This window comes from Agrobacterium sp. CNPSo 3708 (genome assembly GCF_028674915.1).
In the GTDB taxonomy this organism is placed as follows: Bacteria; Pseudomonadota; Alphaproteobacteria; order Rhizobiales; family Rhizobiaceae; genus Agrobacterium; species Agrobacterium cavarae.
On the sequence record NZ_JAQZSF010000001.1, the window covers coordinates 222960 to 240963 of the forward strand.

The window sequence follows — 18004 nt, forward strand, 5'->3', positions numbered from 1 at the left end:
CTGCATTGCTGCCTGGGTGGATCATATTCGTCTCGGCTTTCGCCTATATTCTGCTGCTCTTTGCAGTAGCGAGTTACGGCGACCGCAAGGGACGACGCAAGACCGCTCCCAACAAGGGGCGGCCTATCGTCTATGCGCTCAGCCTTGCGATCTATTGCACGTCCTGGACCTATTTCGGTGGCGTGGGTCTTGCCTCCGAACGCGGGCTTGAATTTCTCGGCATCTATACCGGCCCGATCCTGGCCTTCACGCTGGGAATGCCCATCATCCGGCGTATCGTGGAACTGGCGAAGGCCGAGAAACTGACCTCGGTCGCGGACTTCATCGCGGCGCGCTATGGCAAGAACCCGACCGTTGCCATGATCGTATCGATCATCGCGCTGGTCGGCGCCGTCCCCTATATCGCGCTTCAGCTGAAGGCGGTCTCGAGTTCGGTCGCGACCATGGTGGACCCGCGCGATTATGGCATCGGCAGCGGCAATCTCCATTTCCTCGACCTTCCCCTCATCGTGACGGTGGTGATGGCAGGCTTCGCCATCATGTTCGGCACGCGCCATACCGATGCGACGGAACATCAGGACGGGTTGATCCTGGCGATCTCGATGGAATCGGTCGTCAAGCTGTTGGCTATCTGCACCGCGGGCGTCTACGTCGTCTTCTTTCTTTTCGACGGGCCGGCGGAGCTCTGGCGGCTTGCTGCCGAAAATACCCAAGTGATGGAAGCGGTCTCCTACCAGACGCCGATCAGCCGCTGGATTGTTCTGACGCTTCTCTCTGGCTTTGCCATCATCCTCTTGCCGCGGCAATTCCATGTCACGGTGGTGGAAAACCGCACACCGAAGGAACTGCGTACCGCAGGTTTTCTGCTGCCGCTCTATCTGATTGCCATCAACATTTTCGTCCTCCCGATTGCGGTCGCCGGCCTCCTGACGATCGGAAATAATGGCAATGCCGACCTTTATGTCCTGCAACTGCCGCTGTTTAACGGCATGCCGGTCGTTTCGCTGATCACCTTCATCGGCGGTTTCTCTGCGGCCACGGCAATGGTGATCGTCGCTTCGGTGGCGCTGTCGATCATGGTGTCCAACGATATCCTGATGCCGATCTTCCTGCGACAGAAGCTGCTGACCCGTTCGCCCCACAGCGACGACTTCGCCAAGACGCTCCTCAATATCCGCCGCACCGCGATCTTCGTCGTGCTGCTGCTTGGCTATTTCTACTACCGGGCAGCAGACAGCACATCGGGTCTCGCCTCCATCGGATTGCTGGCCTTCGCGGCTATCGCGCAGATGGCGCCATCGCTTTTCGGCGGATTGCTCTGGCGGCGGGCCAATGCGCGCGGCGCGATCGCCGGCCTCAGCTCCGGCTTCCTCGTCTGGGCCTATCTTCTCTTTCTGCCGAGCCTTGGTGGCCCCGATTACTCCTACGTCGCTGCGGGCGTTTTGAGCTTCATTTTTCCCGGAACCGAGATGTTCAGCGGGCCCGGCGCCGATCCGCTCGTCAATGCCGTGACGCTCAGCCTGCTTATCAATACGCTCGCCTTCGTGCTCGGCTCGCTTTCGCGAAACCCTCGTCCCGTCGAGCGCATCCAGTCCGGCATCTTCGTCAAGCGCCACTCAAAATCGCAATTTGCCACGCGCGGGTGGAAGACGCGCGTCAGCGTCGGGGACTTGAAAAGCGCGGTCGCCCGTTATCTTGGCGAAGAGCGGATGCTCCGCTCGCTCTCCGCCTACGAGAAGACTGCCGGTCGAAAGCTGGAGGATGAGCAGCCGGCCGATATGGCGCTGATCCATTTTTCCGAGCAACTGTTGGGAAGCGCCATCGGCTCCTCCTCAGCGCGTCTGGTGCTGTCCCTCATCCTGCAAAAGGCAGAGGACACCAGCGCCGACACGGCTTGGCTGCTGGACCAGGCGAGCGAGGCCCTGCAATATAATCAGGATATGCTGCAAACCGCCCTGGCGCAGATGGATCAGGGGATCGCGGTCTTCGACGCCTCGCAGCAGTTGACGATCTGGAACAGACGCTTTCGCACCCTTCTCGACCTGCCGGAGCATTTCGGCCGCGTCGGCCTGCCGCTTGGGGAGATCGTCGCGCTTTTGGAAGAGCGTGGGGATATCGAGCCTGGCGATCATGGCGAACGTATCAATCAGTTCCTGACAATGGATCGCCCCTTCTCCCTGGTGCTGAGTGGCGGCGCACGCATTATTGAGGTGCGCTCCAACGCCATGCCGGACAAGGGCGTGGTTGCGACCTTCACCGATATCACGCAGCGTGTTGCAAGTGACCAAGCGCTCAAACAGGCCAACGAGACGCTGGAGCAACGCGTGGCGGAACGCACCGGCGAACTTACGCGGGTCAATCGCGAGCTGGCGGAGGCGCGCGCGGCTGCCGATGAGGCCAATATCGGCAAAACGCGGTTCTTCGCGGCAGCGGGTCACGATATCCTGCAGCCGCTTAACGCCGCACGGCTTTATTCCTCGGCGCTCGTGGAGCGTATCGGCCATTCGGAAAATACCAATCTGGTACAGAATATCGACTCCGCGCTGGAATCGGTCGAGACGATCCTGGGCGCAGTACTGGATATTTCTCGCCTCGATACCGGCTCGATGAAACCGCGCATGGCAAGCGTGCCGCTGAACGACCTCTTAAAGCGTATCGAAACCGATTTTGCGCCCATGGCGCGCGAGAAGAACCTCGAATTCGTGGTGATGCCAACGTCCTTGATGGTGCGCTCAGACATCAATCTGCTGCGCCGCCTCATCCAGAACCTGGTTTCCAATGCCATCAAATACACGATGTCAGGCAAGGTGCTGGTCGGCGCGCGCCGTCGCGGAGGCGATGTGGTGATCCAGGTGATGGATTCGGGCATGGGCATTCCCGCCTCGAAGTTCCGGACGATCTTCAAGGAGTTCACCCGGCTTGATGGAGGCATGAAGGCGGCGGCGGGTCTCGGTCTCGGCCTTTCGATCGTCGATCGACTTTCGCGGGTGCTGCATCACCCCGTCCAGCTGTCCTCAGTCGTCGGCAGAGGCACCTCGTTCCAGGTGCAGTTGCCGCGCGAAGCGCAGAGCACCAAACGGGGCAAGGAGGCGGGCGTTGCGACCGCGTCCCCTCAACAGACACAACTCTCCGGCTTTCATATTCTCTGCATCGATAATGAGCCAAAGATCCTCGAGGGCATGTCGGTGCTGCTGAGCGGTTGGGGCTGCGAAGTCTCGCAAGCGGCCTCAGAGGAAGATCTCGATGCCGTTCTCGGCAAAGTGGGCATTCCCGATCTGGTCGTCGCCGACTATCATCTGGCTGAAGGCACCGGTATCGATCTCATCCTGCATCTGCGCGAAAGGCTGAAGGCGCAGATCCCTGCCCTGCTGATAACGGCCGACCGTACCCCGGAGGTCCGCGCGGAGGCCGAGAAGCACGGTATCGGCGTTCAGCACAAGCCAGTGCGCCCCGCGGCGCTACGTGCTTACGTCACCCAGGTCTTCAATACCCGCCGAGCCGCAGCGGAGTAGACTATCCCGGCGCGCAAATGATCACTGCACCGGCACGCGCTCACAAAAAAACCGCCCTGCAGACGAAGGGCGGCTCCTATTGTTAAGGTCTCACGTTTGTTCAGGCTGCCCGGCCATACTGGCTATGTCGCGCAGCGCCGGCGTGAGACTGCTCCATGCGGAACCGCTGGAGGAGACCAAGCAGTGCTTCGACTTCATCGGCGAGCATCTGGCTTGCCGCGCTCGACTCTTCCGCCATGGCAGCGTTTTGCTGGGTCATCTGATCCATCTGGTTGACGGAGCTGTTGACCTCCTGAAGCGCAGACGCCTGGTCATTGGTGGCCGTGGCAATGGTTTCGACATGCTTGCTGACGGTCACGATCTGCTGGCTGATCGAGGAGAGAACCTGACCTGCTTCCTGCACCAGCAGCGAACCGGAATTGACCTCCTGCGTCGACTGGTTGATCAGCGCCTTGATTTCGTGAGCGGCGTCTGCCGAACGCTGGGCGAGTTCACGCACTTCCTGCGCGACGACGGCGAAGCCCTTGCCCGCTTCGCCTGCACGCGCAGCTTCGATGCCGGCATTCAGCGCGAGAAGGTTGGTCTGGAAGGCAATGTCGTCGATGACTTCGATGATCTGTTCGATCTTCTGCGACGCTTCCTCGATGCGACCCATGGCATCGACAGCGTTCTTGACGACCGAGCCGGAGTTGTCGGCGCTTTCCTGCGTGATGCGAACGGCCTTGTTGGCTTCCCGGGCACGTTCAGCGGAGGATTTCACGGTGACCGTGATTTCCTCGACGGCGGCGGCGGTCTGTTCCAGCGACGCGGCTTGCGATTCGGTGCGGCGCGACAGATCATCCGATGATTTGCGCATCTCGGCGCCATTGTTCTGAATGATGAAGGTGCGCTCACGCACCTGCTGAAGCACATCCTTCAGGTTGGCGAGCGAAGTGTTGAAGTCCACCCGAAGCTGTTCGAGACGACCGGAGAAAGGTACGTCGAGCGTCTGGGTGAGATCGCCATCGGACAGGCGCGCGAGACCGGCTGCCAGCTGGCCGACAGCAAATTCGATCTGGCGATCGGTGTCTAGCTTCTCGGCATCGTTGCGAGACCGTTCGGCTTCCGCCTGAGCACGCTCTTCCACGCTCTGGCCTTCGATTCGAAGCTTCTCGCGTGCATTGTCGCGGAAGACTTCCAAGGCCCGAGCAATATCGCCGAACTCGTTCTTCCGCTCCATGTAAGGAATGTCGGTATCGAGCTTGCCCTGAGACAGGGATCTGATCGCATCCGTCAGGTTACCGAGAGGGCGCATGCTGCGCTTGATCACGAAGTAGCCGAGAATGCTGAAAGCAAGCATGACAGCCGCACCGACGACGAGGATCATGTTGCGCAAACCGTCAATATGGCCCTGGTAGAACTCCAAGGGCACGCCGACGAAAAGAATACCGACCGGTGCTCCCTTTTTGGACAAAACCGGCATATAGCCCGACATGTAGTCGCGGCCGAACAGAGTTGCGGGACCGAAGTAGGACTCACCCTTGGTGATCTTCGCATAAGCAGCACCGTCGACGGCAAGCTTGGTGCCAACGGCGCGCTCGCCCTTTTCATTCTTCAGGCTGGTCGAGACACGAAGGAAATCCGTGCCCTGCGCCTGGAAAACGGTTGCCACGCCACCATTTGCCATACCGACACGATCCACCAGGTCAAAGTCGAGCAAGGTGCCGATGCTGGGACGGCTGACCGATTTCAACTCACCGTTTTCGATCGCGAGCGTGGTTCCGCCGACCTTCATCTCATAGAGGATGGCCATGCTGCGGACGGCACGTTCCGTATCCATCAAAGCCGTCTGCATGACGTCTTCTTTCAACCGCACATAGGTCGAAGCACCGACGGCAACGATACCAAGGAAGATGAGACCGATGGCCAGACATACAATCTGCACCACGATGGATCTCGAAACGAAACGCCCCATTGCTAAACCCCAATCTTAACGAGTTTAGGCAATTTGAAGCAAAAGGATTAATTTTCAGGGAATTCTACAACAGCCTAGGCTAAGCGAACGCGATTTTGGATCAACTCTAACGGGCTGATTTCACGTCTAAATGTCTTCGAACGCACCAACGCGTGATGCGAAAAAGAATGACTATCGTCAAAAAATTATGATTCCGCGCGGTGCGCGTGTTTCACGCAAAGCACAGCACCAACGGCTTTTCAAGCCATGTCTGCAGACGTGTCGGGCGCTCAGTTGACTGTACCAACGGAACGAGACTTAGCCTCGACGGCACACTGCGACGCGTATCAGTGAATAAAACCAAGCCGGATAGCCTTGGCGATCGCCTGGATGCGATTGACGGAATCCAGCTTGATGGTCGCGGAGCCGAGGTAGGCATTGACCGTGTGAACGGACAGACCAAGCTTGGTTGCTATTTCTTCGCTGATCCTGCCATCGCCTGCCAGTTGCAGGCATGCGACTTCGCGCTCGCTGAGTGCCTCCGACGGCGAGACGCGACGCTCATCCATGGCCAGGAGATCAATCATGATCTGCGTGGATTTGACGTGCTGCTCCAGCATGAGTTCATTGTCGAGCAACAGGTTGCCACCGCAAAAAATCACGAAGCCGTTGCCCATCGTGCCAAGCCGCACGGGAAAGCCGACACCGGAATATCCGAGATTCTCGTTGTCGAGGCGAATGAGAAGGGCGGGAACGTCCGGCAGATCGGCGAAGCCCGATTCTTGCTCGCTCGTCCAGGCGACGGGGAGCAGGGACGATTCAAGATGATCGAGCAGACGTTCGCCGAGGATCTTAACCAGCTGAGCGCTTTGTTCGCCGGCAGCCAGACCAAGATTTTCAAGTTCGCAGGAGAGCTTCCTTTTGTTGGGGAATCCGGCTGCAACGGCACGCAGAACGATGAAGTTTTTGGCGCCAAGACTTCTCTGCATGGCAACCAGCTTGGGGAAGAGGTCGGAGCGCGTCACGGAGGGAATGGTCTTCGACGCTATCGGCTGACCCGATCCCTCATTGCTCAAATCCTTGACGAAACCCATGATGCGCCCTTTAGACAAGGTTGTTACGGACCGCGTAGGCAATGGCCTCCGAGCGGGTCTTGGTTGCTGTCTTGCGCATGACGCTGGTGATGTAGTTGTTGATGGTGTTGCGCGAGATGCCAAGGATCATGGCCATTTCATCGCTGGTCTTGCCTTCGGCAATCCAGAAGAGGCATTCAAGCTCTCTTTCTGTCAGATCGATATCGCGCTCGGTCTTCGTGCCTTCGACGATGCCGAAGCTTGCAAAGTAACCGGCCAGCATTCCAGCTTCACGAAGCCGATCTTCTGCCGGCAGAACGCCTTCGGCAAACATCAAAAGCAGCGAGAAGCGGATGCGTCCAACGCAAAAGGTAATCGTCCAGTACTGGCGATCGATCCCTGCTGGCGCGACCGCATCGTCGGGAAGAGACAGCACGCGTGGCTTGAGCAGGGAAAGGCATTTCTCCATTTCACTGGATCGGCTCTGTGTCCCGGTCAATTCGTTGGCAAGCTTGCGCACCAGATCGAAGGGCCAGTCGGAAGTGACGATGAAGCTGAGGCTTGCCTCCTGCAGGAGGTCTTCACGCGACAACAGATAGTGCGAAGCGCCGACATAGGATGTCAGATGCTCCATCGCACCAATGATGTCACTTTCCGCCGCTGCGGCTGCAATCTTGCGAATGAGCTGGTTGCGTGGCAAGGGCCTCGCAATCGTTTCAGCTGGCGCAGCAGACAGCCTGCGAATATCGACATCCACTTTCAATAGCCTACGCCCTCTCGTTCCCCGGACGGGGATGCCTAAACGGGATGGAACTCATTTCCATTCAGAAGCGCCGCTTTTGACGAACACCCCTGGCGACCGAATCGTTGTAGTCTAGGAGACGCTTGAAGAAATGTACCCGTCTGTAACGACCTATCCACTCTTTTTCGCGTGCACTACAACCCTGAACATATACCTGTTCGAATTTGCGCACATCCGCCTTTTCAACATACCCCACCTGAAATCGGCGATTTGATGAACAAATACTAAATCACATCCGCCATACGCCTACAGCAAGAATTTTCGAATAAACGAAAAAGGCCGGAGTTGATCCAGCCTTTATTCTTATCATGCTGCTTTTTCCACTGCCCATTTGCGGAGGATCTTGGCAGCGCGTTCTTCGCTGATTTCCACCATGCGCGAAAGTCTGCGTTCCGGCCCTTCGCGGACCCGGCGGTTGAAGTCGCCCTCGCCCGTGTCCCCACCAAGAAGATCGTCGGTACTGTCGAAGCCGAAGTCCGCTCCGAAGCCTTCCATGAGGCCCCCGGCAGCGCCACCACCCATGGCAGGAGAGAAGTCCGGCAGTTCGAGCCCGGCCGAATCCTGCGCCAGTTCCGCGGAGGCAGGAGCCCCACCGGCCGACATGGAGCGGACGACCGGACGGACACCAAGCCAGACGACTAGGAAGGCGACCGCGACGAAGGCGAGTGAGTTGATGATGCCAGCGGAGTTGCGGCTCAACACTTCGGTGAAGCCTGGGCCGGCAACAGCCTCGTCCAGAAGCTGCGTCTCAAGGAAGTCCATGGCAGTGATCGTCACCACGTCACCACGCTCGGTCGAGGTACCGGCAGCAGAGGTAACGATCTTCTGCATCTCCGCAAGATAGGCGTCGATCTTGGCCTGGTCGGCCGGATCGCCGATCATCTTCGCAAGGCGGCCCTTGTTGACCACGACCGCGACGGAAATCTTGTCGATCGAATAGCCGTTGCGAACGGTGGCCACGGTTTTGGAGTTGATTTCGTAGTTGGTCTGCTCTTCCTTCTTGGCCGTCTCATCGGACGACTTCGGACCGGCGCCACCGCTCTGTGGAGCCGCCTGTGGTACGTTCTGCTCGACCGTGGCTGCGGAATCCTGCTGAGTTTCCTGGGATTTCTGATCTTCCTTCGTGGAGCGAACGGAACGCTCGACACGCGAGTTCGGATCGTAGACGGTTTCCTGGATCTGCTGGCTGTCGGTGTTAAGCGACGCGGTCACGCTCGAGCGGAAATTGTCCATGCCGAGGAAGGGCGCAAGCGCCTTGTCGATCTTTGTCTCGAGTTCCTGCTGAACGTTCTGCGCCAGCGTCAACGACCGGCTCATCGCGCCGTTGCTGACATCGTCGCCCGATGCCAGAAGCTGGCCGGTGGAGTCAAGAAGGGTCACGTCATCGACTTCAAGGCCGGGCACTGCGGATGCAACGAGGTGCCGAATGGAAGCGGAGGCCTTTCGGCCCGCGGACGCGCTCGCCCGGATCATGACGGAGGCAGTGGGCTTCTGTTCCCCCCGCCGGAAGTTGCCGACCTCGGGCATGACGATGTGAACTCGGGCGGCCGCAATCCCGTCGATCTGCTGGATCGAGCGACCGATCTCGCCTTCGAGGGCGCGCACCCGCGTCACTTCCTGCATGAAGGATGTGAGACCCAGAGAGCCGACATGGTCGAACAGTTCGTAACCGGCATTGGCGCTGTCGGGCAGGCCGCGTTCGGCCAAAAGCAGACGAGCCTTGCTCGTCATGCCAACTGGAACCTGGATGCTCGTTCCATCCGAGCCAACCTGAAAATCGACATTGGACTCGGCAAGCGCAATGCTGATCTTGTTCAGATCCATGGTTTCCAGGCCGACATAAAGCGTCTCATAGGCCGGCTTGTTCACATAAAGAGCTGCAGCGAGAATGATTGCCATGGACAGAACGCCCACACCACCCAGCACCAAAAGCCGCGTCTGGCCTAAGGCCGCGAAGTTTTTAAAAACCTGAGGGAGTTGATTTAACAGATTCATTCTGTTCCGCACCGTCATTCATGGGTTCGAGACCTTCTGGTCCCGATGCCACCCTAGAGGACGAAGCTTGCGCGAGGATTTCTCATAGAACGCCCTGCGTCCTGATGGACGCGCAAAGGACGCTCTATCTCCTTAAGTCTGCGCATCGTGCTTTCCGAAAATCGCGTCCGATTTCCGGGCCGATGCTGTAACTGATGCCGCCCTCCGGGTGGAGGGCGGGAATAAAGCCGCTGAAAGCGCCTTTTTAGGCGGCCAAATAGGTGGAGATGACGGCTGCGACCTGATCGGATGTCAAGGCACGCATGTGCGTGTTGAGAAGTGCCGTGACCTGGGCACTGGAGAGGCTGACCAGTGTCTGGGTGGAAAGCCCTGCGACGCCGCTGGAACTGAAAGCGGCAATGTCCTCGGTCGAAAACTTGGCAATATTCTCCTTGGAAAGCGACGCGACCTGTGCGGCGGTCAAAGCCCCGACTTGCGCGGGCGTCAAAGCCTCGCTCTGGCTGGTGGTCAGCGATGAGATTGCGCCTGTCGTCAGGCCAGACACCGCGCCGCTGCTCAAGGCGACGATCTCCTCCGTCGAGAGAAGTGCGATGTCGTCGGTGCCAAGCGCTGCGGCCTGAACTGCATTCAGACCGCCAATCTGCGCGGTGGTCAGCGTAGCAATCTGGCCCGTACTCATCGCCACGATCTGGTTATAGCCGAGATTGCCGATCTGGCTTGGGCTGAGAACCGCAATGTCCGCGCTGGTCAGGGAGGCGATAAGCGCCGTGGAAAGACCGCGGATCGCACCTGTGCTGATTGCCGCAATGTCAGCGGTGGAGAATGTCGCCATCCCGGCGGAGGAGATACCGGCGAGACCATCGGCGCTCAGTGCCGCGATCTGACCCGTCGAGAGGGCACCGATTTGATCGGGCGCCATGGCAGCGATCTGCTTGCTGGTCAGCCCGGCGATCGCCGCCGTTGCGAGGCCTGCGACTTCACCGGTCGACAGCGAAGCGATAAAGCCGGTCGACAGGCCCGCAATGGCGGAGGCGTTGATCGCGGACAGTCTCTCAGGGGTAAAGGTATCGAGCATCTGGGATGTCAATCCGGCAATGGCGCCAGATGTCAGGGCGTTGATCTGCGTTGTCGATAGTGCGTGCACCTGTTCGAGGCTGAGCGCCCCCACCTGCTCGCTGGTGAGCCCCGGGATGCTCCCGGTGCTGAGTGCCAGAATCTGGGCAGTGGAAAGCGCTGACAGATCCGCCGTCTTCAGGCTGGCGATCTGCTTGGACGACAAAGCGCCGATCTGGCCGGTAGAAAGACCGACGAAATGATCGTGGGAGAACGCCGAAAGCTGCGTGGTAGACAGGCCGGAAATGCCGAGCGTGCTCAGCGCAGCAATGGTCTCAGCCGAGAGCCCGGCTATCGTTTCCGTCGACAGACCAGCAATACCCGTCGCACTTATCGCGCCGACGTCCGCCGTCGAGAAGGCGCGCAACTGGGCAGCGCTCAGAGCACCAATCTGTCGCGATCCGAGAGCGGTCACCTGGGTTGGGGTGAAAGCCTCGACCTGATCGACACTCATCGCTTTGATCTGAAGCGTCGTCAGTCCGGCAATTCCGCCAGCACTCAGAGCGCCGACCCTGTCTGGCGAGAGAAGAGCAATCGCGTCCGTCGACAAGCCCGCTATGGCACTGGATGTCAGCGCCGCGAGGTCTTCGGTCGAGAAGCGCGCGATATCGTCCGTCCCCATGGCTGCGATCTGCGTGGAGGTCAATGCGCCGACCTGTGCGGGGTTGAGCGCTTCAACCTGGTCGGCCGACAGTGCCGCGATGGCTGCCGAAGAAAGACCCGAGATGGCCGCAGTGCTCAATGCGCCTATCTGCTCGCGAGAAAGGGAGCCGATGCTTGCGGTGCCGAGAACGGAGATTTGGCGTGAGCCGAGAGCGCCGATCTGAGCCGTGGTGAGAGCTTCGAGTTGCTCTTTCTTCAAGACTGCTATTTGAGCGGTCGAGAGGCCGGCAACGCTGGCCGTTCCGAGTGTCGCAATGCGATCGGCGGAAAGGCTGGCAAGGGTGCCGGTGGAGAGGCCAGCAACAGCCGACGATGTCAACGCCGCCAATTCTGCGGTCGAGAAGACGCCGATATCGTCTGTTCCGAGAGCGCCGACTTGAAGGGAACTAAAGGCACCGACCTGCGCGGTGTTGAATGCCTCGACCTGGCTCGTGCTCAGGGCGGCAATCTGGTCGGAAGACAGGCCTGTGATACCGGTCGTGCTCAGAGCCGCGATTTGCGCAGTCGTTAGCGCTGCCATGTTGGCCGTGGAGATGGCCGCAACCTGTCTGGAGCCAAGCGACGCGATCTGCGCCGTCGTCAAGCCGGCGAGCTGGGCGGAGGTCAGTGAAGCCATCTGGCCTGTGGAGAGGCCCTGAATGCCCCCGGTCGTTCCTAAAACGGCAATGCGGTCGGCGGACAGGCTGGCAAGTGCCGTGGTCGAGAGGCCCAGGATTGCACTCGAACTCAGTGCCGCAAGCTCTGCGGTTGAGAGAACGGCCAAGTCATCCGTTCCGAGAGCCGCGACCTGCGTCGAGCTAAACTGTGCCACCTGTGATGTTTTGAGCGCTTCGACTTGCTCCGTGGTGAAGCTTGAAATCTGCGCTGCGGTCAAACCCGAGACGCTGGCGTCGTTCAATGCGGCGATCTGTGATGTGCTGAGCGCTGCAATGCTGGCCGTGCCAAGAACGCCGATTTGGCGCGATCCGAGAGCGCCGACCTGCGACGCCGTCAGGCTGCCAACCTGGGCCACGCTGAGCGCCGCAACCTGGGCTGTGGTCAAACCTGAGACGCTGGCAGTGGACAAAGCAGCGATGGTTCCAGCTGGCAACGCGGCAAGGGTTGCCGGTGGCAGGCCCACAATGGCGGCTGCAGAGAAAGCCGCGATGTCTCTCAACGAAAACGCTTTGATGTTATCAACAGACAGCGCCGCAACTTGCGAGGAACTGAGCGCACTCACCTGCAGGCTCGTCAGCGCTTCGGCCTGGACGGCAGTCAGCTTTTCGACCTGAGCGGAGGAAAGGCCAGGTACAGCATCCTTGTTGATGGAGGCGATCTGGTAAGCATCGAGGAGAGCAATACCCGCTGTACCCAATGCCGCAACCTGCCGGGAAGACAAGGCTGCCACCTGCCGGGTGGTCAGCGACTTCAGTTGGTCGGAGGACAACGCAGCGATCTGGCCCGTCGTCAATCCGGATATCCCGGCAGGGCTGATCGCCGCCAGATCTTCGGTTGGCAGTTTCGACATCGCATCGGTGGAGAGACCAGCAACCGCCGACCCATTGATTGCCCCAAGGGCGGCGGCGGACAGCGCACTGATATCGTCCGATCCGAGTGCTGCGATCTGCTGTGACGTCAATGCCGCGACCTGCCTCGTGGACAAGGCGGCAACTTGGCCGGTCGTCAGCGCGCCGATCTGGCCAGTGGTGAGAGACGACACCGCCGCGGTTCCCAGCGCTGCGATCTGACCAGTCGTCAGTTCGGCGATAATGGCGGTCGAAAGCCCACCGATCGTGCCGGGTGCGATGGCACCGATATCGGCCGTCGAGAACTTGGCCATGGCCTCCTTGCCGAGAACGGCCAGTTGCGCCGACGTCAACGCGCCGACCTGAACAGCGGTCAGCGCTTCCGCCTGAAGTGTGGTCAGTTTAGCCATTTGCGTGGCCGTGAGCCCCGATACACCATTGGTGCTCAAAGCCGTCACCTGCGCTGCCGACAGCGACGCGATGTGGTCGGTGCTCAGAACTTTAATCTGGTCAGCCGAAAGCGATGCGATTTGCTTTGTCGTCAACGCGCCGGTCTGGGCTGTCGTCAGCACCGAAACCTGCTTCGTCGTCAGATTGCCGAAAGCGCTGGCGTTCAATGCCGTCACCTGGGCCGTGGTCAGCGCTGCGACGACAGCTGTAGAGAGACTGCTGATCGCGCTCGATCCGATGGCCGCAATATCGCCTGTCGAAAACTTGGCGATGTCATCTGCGCCGAATGCTTCAAGCTGGTCGGCAGAAAGGGCTGCGACCTGACGGGTCGTCAGTGCTTCCGCCTGATTGGGTTTGAGAGCGGCGACCTGCCTTGCGGAAAGGGCGGCGATGGCAGCCGTATTGATCGCCGCGATTTGGGCTTCCGAGAGAGATGCGACCTGGGCCGTCCCTAACGCCGCAATATGCGACGACGTGAAGGCAGATATCTGGGATGTTGTGAGAACCGCAAGCTGCGCGGTTGTCAACGCAGAGATATGATCGCCAGGGAGATTGGTGACGGCGCTCGTTTTCAACGCTGCAATCTGATCGGTGGAAAGTGCCGCAAGGCCTGCAGAACTCAACGCAGCAGTTTGAACGGAACTTAACGCGGAAACCTGGTTGATGGTCAGCGCTGCCAGCTGGCTCGTTTTAAGTGCTTCGACTTGGCCAGCGGTCAGTGCCGCGATAGCGCCTGTCGAGAGGGCGGCGATCTTGTCGCTTGTCAGCGAGGCGATCAGAGCGCTCGACAGCCCGGAAAGGCCAGACGCCGACAATGCGGCCATGTCGCCCGTAGAAAATGTGGCAATGTCATCAAGTCCCAACGCCGCAGTCTGCTCTGAACCAAGTGCGGAGATCTGCCGCGTCGTCAAGGCGTCTAACTGCGCGGTCGAGAGCGTGGCGACCTGCTGTGCCGTCAATGTCGCGATAGCCCCGGTGCTCAGCAATGCCAGCTTCTCTGTGGACAGAGCGGCAATCACCTCTTTCGAAAGACCGGCGATTGCCCCTGCCCCGAAAGCCTGTATGCCCGCGGTCGAGATGGCGGCGATATCTTCCGTACCAAGACCTGCCAGTTGGGTGGATGTCAATGCCGCAATCTGCCCCGGTGACAGCGCAGACACCTGAGCCGGCGACCACGCGACGATCTGCTCGGAGCTCAATCCCTTCAGCGCCGTGCCGGTCAGTGATGTGATCTGGTCGGTGGTCAGCTTTGCGATGAATGCAGGCGTCAAAGCTCCGAGTTGGCCCGACCCCAGGGCGCTCATCTGCTCTTTCGAAAGGGCAGCGATTTGGGCGCTCGACAAGCTGGTCATTTGTTCGGGCGTCAGTTTTGCAACCGCGCTCGGGTTCAGGCCCGCTATCTGGTTTGTCGTCAGCGCCGCAATCAAGTCGGTAGACAGGCCCGGCACTGCCTTGGTGCTCAAGGCGGCGAGGGCTGCGGTGGAGAGGCCGGCGATCTGAACCGGCTTTCCTGCGCCTTCGGCGGGCAACCAGACATCTTTGACCTGGTCCGGTTTCAATGCCTCGACTTGTGCAGAGCTCAGGACGGCGACTTGAGATGACGAGAGTTTGAAGAGTTGCGTGGCGGACAGTGCTTCGACCTGTTCCGTCGTTAGCGCCGCCACGGCGGCGGTTGCCAGAGCGGCCACGCGGTCCGGCGTCAACAGGGCGATGGCGTCAGGGCGCAACCCTAGAATGGTCCGGGCACTGATCGCGTTGATATCCGCCGTGGAGAAGGCATTGATACTCGCTCCATCCAGAACCGAAAGCTGGGCAGAGGTCATAGCCCTGACCTGAACGGACGTAAGCGCCTCAAGCTGCGCCGTCTCCAGGTTGGCAACCTGATCGGTGGTCAGATTTGCAACGGCTTCTGTGCTGAGCGCGGCGACCTGCGCGGTGGTAAGAGCCGCGATGTCTTCAGCCGCAAGCGACTTGATCTGAGCCGCCTTCAGAGCATTGAGCTGGACGGCAGTGAGTGCTTGGAGCTGCGTCGATGTCAACGCCTTGAGCTGGTCGGTCGATAAGGCTGAAAAGGCTGAGCTTGACAGCTTCGCGACCTGTTCTGGAGTCAAAGCTCCAATGGCTGCGGTGCTGACGCCGAGTATCCCTCTTGAGGAAATTACAGCGATCTCATCGGGGGTGAATGTCTGAATATCATCGGCGTGAAGCGCCGTCATTTGGCTGGAGCTGAGGACCTTGATCTGCAGCGCGGTCAAGGCTTCGACCTGGTCGGTCGAAAGCGCGCCAATCTGGTCGGAGGACAGGCGCGATATAATCGTCGTGCTCAAACCTCCGATTTGTGCCGTCGTCAAAGCCTTGATGACTTCAATGCTCAGTCCTGGCATGGCCTTGGCGGAAAGCGAACCGATGGCAGTCGCTTGGAGCGACTGGATCTTGGCCGATCCGAGCACGGCAACCTGAGCGGAGGACATCGCCCCAAGCTGGCTGCTGGTGATGGCCCCCAGTTGCGTTGACGTCAGTGCATCGATCTGATCGGTGCTGAGCTTGGAAAATGCCGCGCTACTCAACGCGGCAATATTCTCTTTCGTGAGATTTTCAAGAATGGTCGGGCTGAGGCCGGCAACTGCGGCACCGTTGATGGCGGCCATGTCGGCAGCCGAGAAAGTGTTGATCTGCGCCGATGTGAGCGCCGCAATCTGATCGGAATTTAATGCCTTGACCTGAAGCGACGCGAAGGCCTCGACCTGCGCCGTTGAAAGTTTTTCAAGCTGTTCGGCGGTCAGTCCAGTCATCGCGCGGGAGGATAGCGCTGGAATCTGTCCAGTGGTGAAGGCGGCGACAGAGTTCGCGCTTAAGGCCGCCACCTGAGTAGAGGTCAGAGCCTTGACTTGCGATGAGGTTAGAGCTGCCAGCTGAGCGGTGGAGAGAGCACCGATCTGCTCCGTCGACAACGACGCTATGGCGGTCGTAGAGACGCCCTGGATGGCACCGGACGTCAGATTGACGATATCATCGGCATCGAATGCCGCAAGCTGCGTGGGCCTCAGTGCCCCCAGCTGTAGCGATGTAAGAGCCTTCACCTGAGACTCGCTCAGGGCTTCGAGTTGTTCGATCGCCAGACGCGGAATAGCCTTCTGACTGATTGCCGCGATCTTCTCTGGAGATAAGACCTTCAGCAATTCAGGTTTCAGCCCCGGAATCGCACGGCTGGAGATTGCCGCGATATCCTCGATGGAGAATGTCTTGATGTCGTCCGGGCTCATCGCCGCCAATTGATCGGACGTCATCGATGCGACTTGAGATGCGGTCAAAGCTTCGGCCTGCGCGCTCGTCAGCCCTTCCACTTGCTCGGTTGTCAGGGCGCCGACTTGCCGTCCGGTAAGGCTTGCAATCGAGATGCTATCGAGGACCGCAAGTTGCGTAAGCGTCAGACCGATAATGGCGTTGGTCGAGACAGCGGCAAGCTGGTCAGGCTTGAAGGCCTTTAGATCCACCGTCTCCAGTGCTGCAACCTGCTCGGACGACAGCGCTCGTATCTGCTGGGAGGTAAGAAAGGAGATGTCTTCGGTGTTCCAGTCCTCGATTGCTTTTGTCGTAAGACTTCTGATCTGGTTGACGCTCAGCGAAGATACGATCGATGTCATTGATAAACCTGACCAAAGCTCAAACGGGCAGCATGCCCTCTTTTCTACCTCGGATACATCCCATCGACGGAATACGTCCGGCTGTGACAATCCTAGGTGTAGTTCCTTGTGCGAAACTGTCAGCTTTCCGAAGCACGACTTCCATTACAGCGGTGGGTTCAGGAAGGCCGGCATCCTCTCTTGCTTGTCGTGGAGGTCGAGGAAAAGCCTTGCAGTATCCAGCGCTTCACGGATCGTCACGTCCATGTCGAGATATCGATAGGTTCCCAGACGTCCCACGAAGCTGATGCCCTCTTCGGCGTTCGCGAGAGCGACGTAGTCGGCTAGCTGTTCTTTTTCCTTCACCAGCCTGATGGGGTAGTATGGTGTGTCGTCCGGTCCGCATTCGCGAGCGTATTCACGGTAGCACACCGATCCGTCATGCTTTTCCCATGGCGAGAAATGCTTGTGTTCGGTGATGCGGGTGTAGGGGACGGAGGTTTCCCCGTAATTCATCACCGCGCAGCCCTGATAGTCGCCGTCGTAGGTGAAACGTTCGAAGTCCAGCGTTCGATAGCCGAGGCGGCCTTTCGCATAGTCGAAGTAGCCGTCCAGCGCACCCGAATAGAAGGTGTGGTCATAGTCGCCCGTGTCCGCCCGATCGAAGCTGGTCTTCAGCCTGACGGTGATGTCCGGATGATCGAGGATGCCGTCCACCATTTCGGTGTAGCCGTTTTCCGGCATGCCTTGGAATTTGTGGAAGAAATAGTCGTCGTCATAGTTGAAGCGGACCGGCAGCCGCTTGAGAATGGAGGCTGGCAAATCCTTCGGTGAGCAACCCCACTGCTTTTGCGTGTAGCCTTCGAAGAAGGCCTCATAGAGGTCGCGGCCCACAAAGCGCAGCGCCTGCTCCTCGAAGGTCTGCGGATCGGTAATCGACGTATCGGCCTGCTCCTCGATGAAGGCCTTCGCCTCATCCGGGCGCAGGGTCTTGCCGAAAAACTGGTTGATCGTGTGCAGGTTGACCGGCAGGGAAAAAACCTGGTCGCGGCTCGTGGTCTTCACCCGGTTCTTGTAGGGCTTGAAGGTCTGGAAGCGATTGACGTAATCCCAGACTTCGGCATCGTCGGTATGGAAAATATGCGGACCGTAGACGTGGACCATCACGCCGGTCTCTGCATCGCGCTCGGTATGGCAGTTGCCCGCAATGTGATCCCGCCGGTCGAAAATTACGACCTCGTGCCCTGCTTCCGCCAACTCACGGCCGATGACCGCACCGGAGAGCCCGGCGCCTACGATTGCAATCTTCTGTCGGGACACGGCGGCTCTGCCTCT

7 protein-coding genes are annotated in these 18004 nt (G+C 59.4%); 1 reads left to right on the top strand and 6 read right to left on the bottom strand.

Annotated elements, in window-relative coordinates:
* Positions 1-5 precede the first annotated feature (5 nt).
* Positions 6-3512, top strand: coding sequence for a PAS domain-containing hybrid sensor histidine kinase/response regulator (locus PVA19_RS01055; RefSeq protein WP_274100897.1), 3507 nt, complete (start codon positions 6-8; stop codon positions 3510-3512).
* 100 nt (positions 3513-3612) lie between these two features.
* Here PVA19_RS01055 and PVA19_RS01060 read toward each other — a convergent pair whose 3' ends face one another.
* The 6 genes from PVA19_RS01060 to glf form a co-directional block, all read right to left on the bottom strand.
* The gene (locus PVA19_RS01060; RefSeq protein ID WP_274100898.1) at positions 3613-5466 is read right to left on the bottom strand and encodes a methyl-accepting chemotaxis protein; all 1854 of its coding nucleotides are present in this window, start codon (positions 5464-5466) and stop codon (positions 3613-3615) included.
* Between the two features lie 326 nt (positions 5467-5792).
* Complete coding sequence (gene visR / locus PVA19_RS01065) at positions 5793-6539, bottom strand: transcriptional regulator VisR (protein WP_112955794.1); 747 nt, start codon at positions 6537-6539, stop codon at positions 5793-5795.
* 10 nt (positions 6540-6549) lie between these two features.
* Positions 6550-7281, bottom strand: coding sequence for a transcriptional regulator VisN (visN, locus tag PVA19_RS01070; RefSeq protein ID WP_062425103.1), 732 nt, complete (start codon positions 7279-7281; stop codon positions 6550-6552).
* A 345-nt stretch (positions 7282-7626) separates the two neighbouring features.
* A complete protein-coding gene (fliF, locus tag PVA19_RS01075) occupies positions 7627-9315 on the bottom strand; it encodes a flagellar basal-body MS-ring/collar protein FliF (protein ID WP_062425102.1) in 1689 nt (562 codons plus the stop codon).
* Positions 9316-9559: 244 nt separating this feature from the next.
* The gene (locus tag PVA19_RS01080; RefSeq protein ID WP_274100899.1) at positions 9560-16690 is read right to left on the bottom strand and encodes a hypothetical protein; all 7131 of its coding nucleotides are present in this window, start codon (positions 16688-16690) and stop codon (positions 9560-9562) included.
* Between the two features lie 144 nt (positions 16691-16834).
* A complete protein-coding gene (gene glf, locus PVA19_RS01085) occupies positions 16835-17989 on the bottom strand; it encodes a UDP-galactopyranose mutase (RefSeq protein ID WP_274100900.1) in 1155 nt (384 codons plus the stop codon).
* Between the last annotated feature and the right edge of the window lie 15 nt (positions 17990-18004).

Excerpts from the sequence above, each read along its gene's own strand:
- PVA19_RS01060 (WP_274100898.1), bottom strand. The coding sequence starts at position 5,466 with ATGGGGCGTTTCGTTTCGAGATCCATCGTGGTGCAGATTGTATGTCTG.
- visR (WP_112955794.1), bottom strand. The coding sequence starts at position 6,539 with ATGGGTTTCGTCAAGGATTTGAGCAATGAGGGATCGGGTCAGCCGATA.
- fliF (WP_062425102.1), bottom strand. The coding sequence starts at position 9,315 with ATGAATCTGTTAAATCAACTCCCTCAGGTTTTTAAAAACTTCGCGGCC.
- PVA19_RS01080 (WP_274100899.1), bottom strand. The coding sequence starts at position 16,690 with ATGACATCGATCGTATCTTCGCTGAGCGTCAACCAGATCAGAAGTCTT.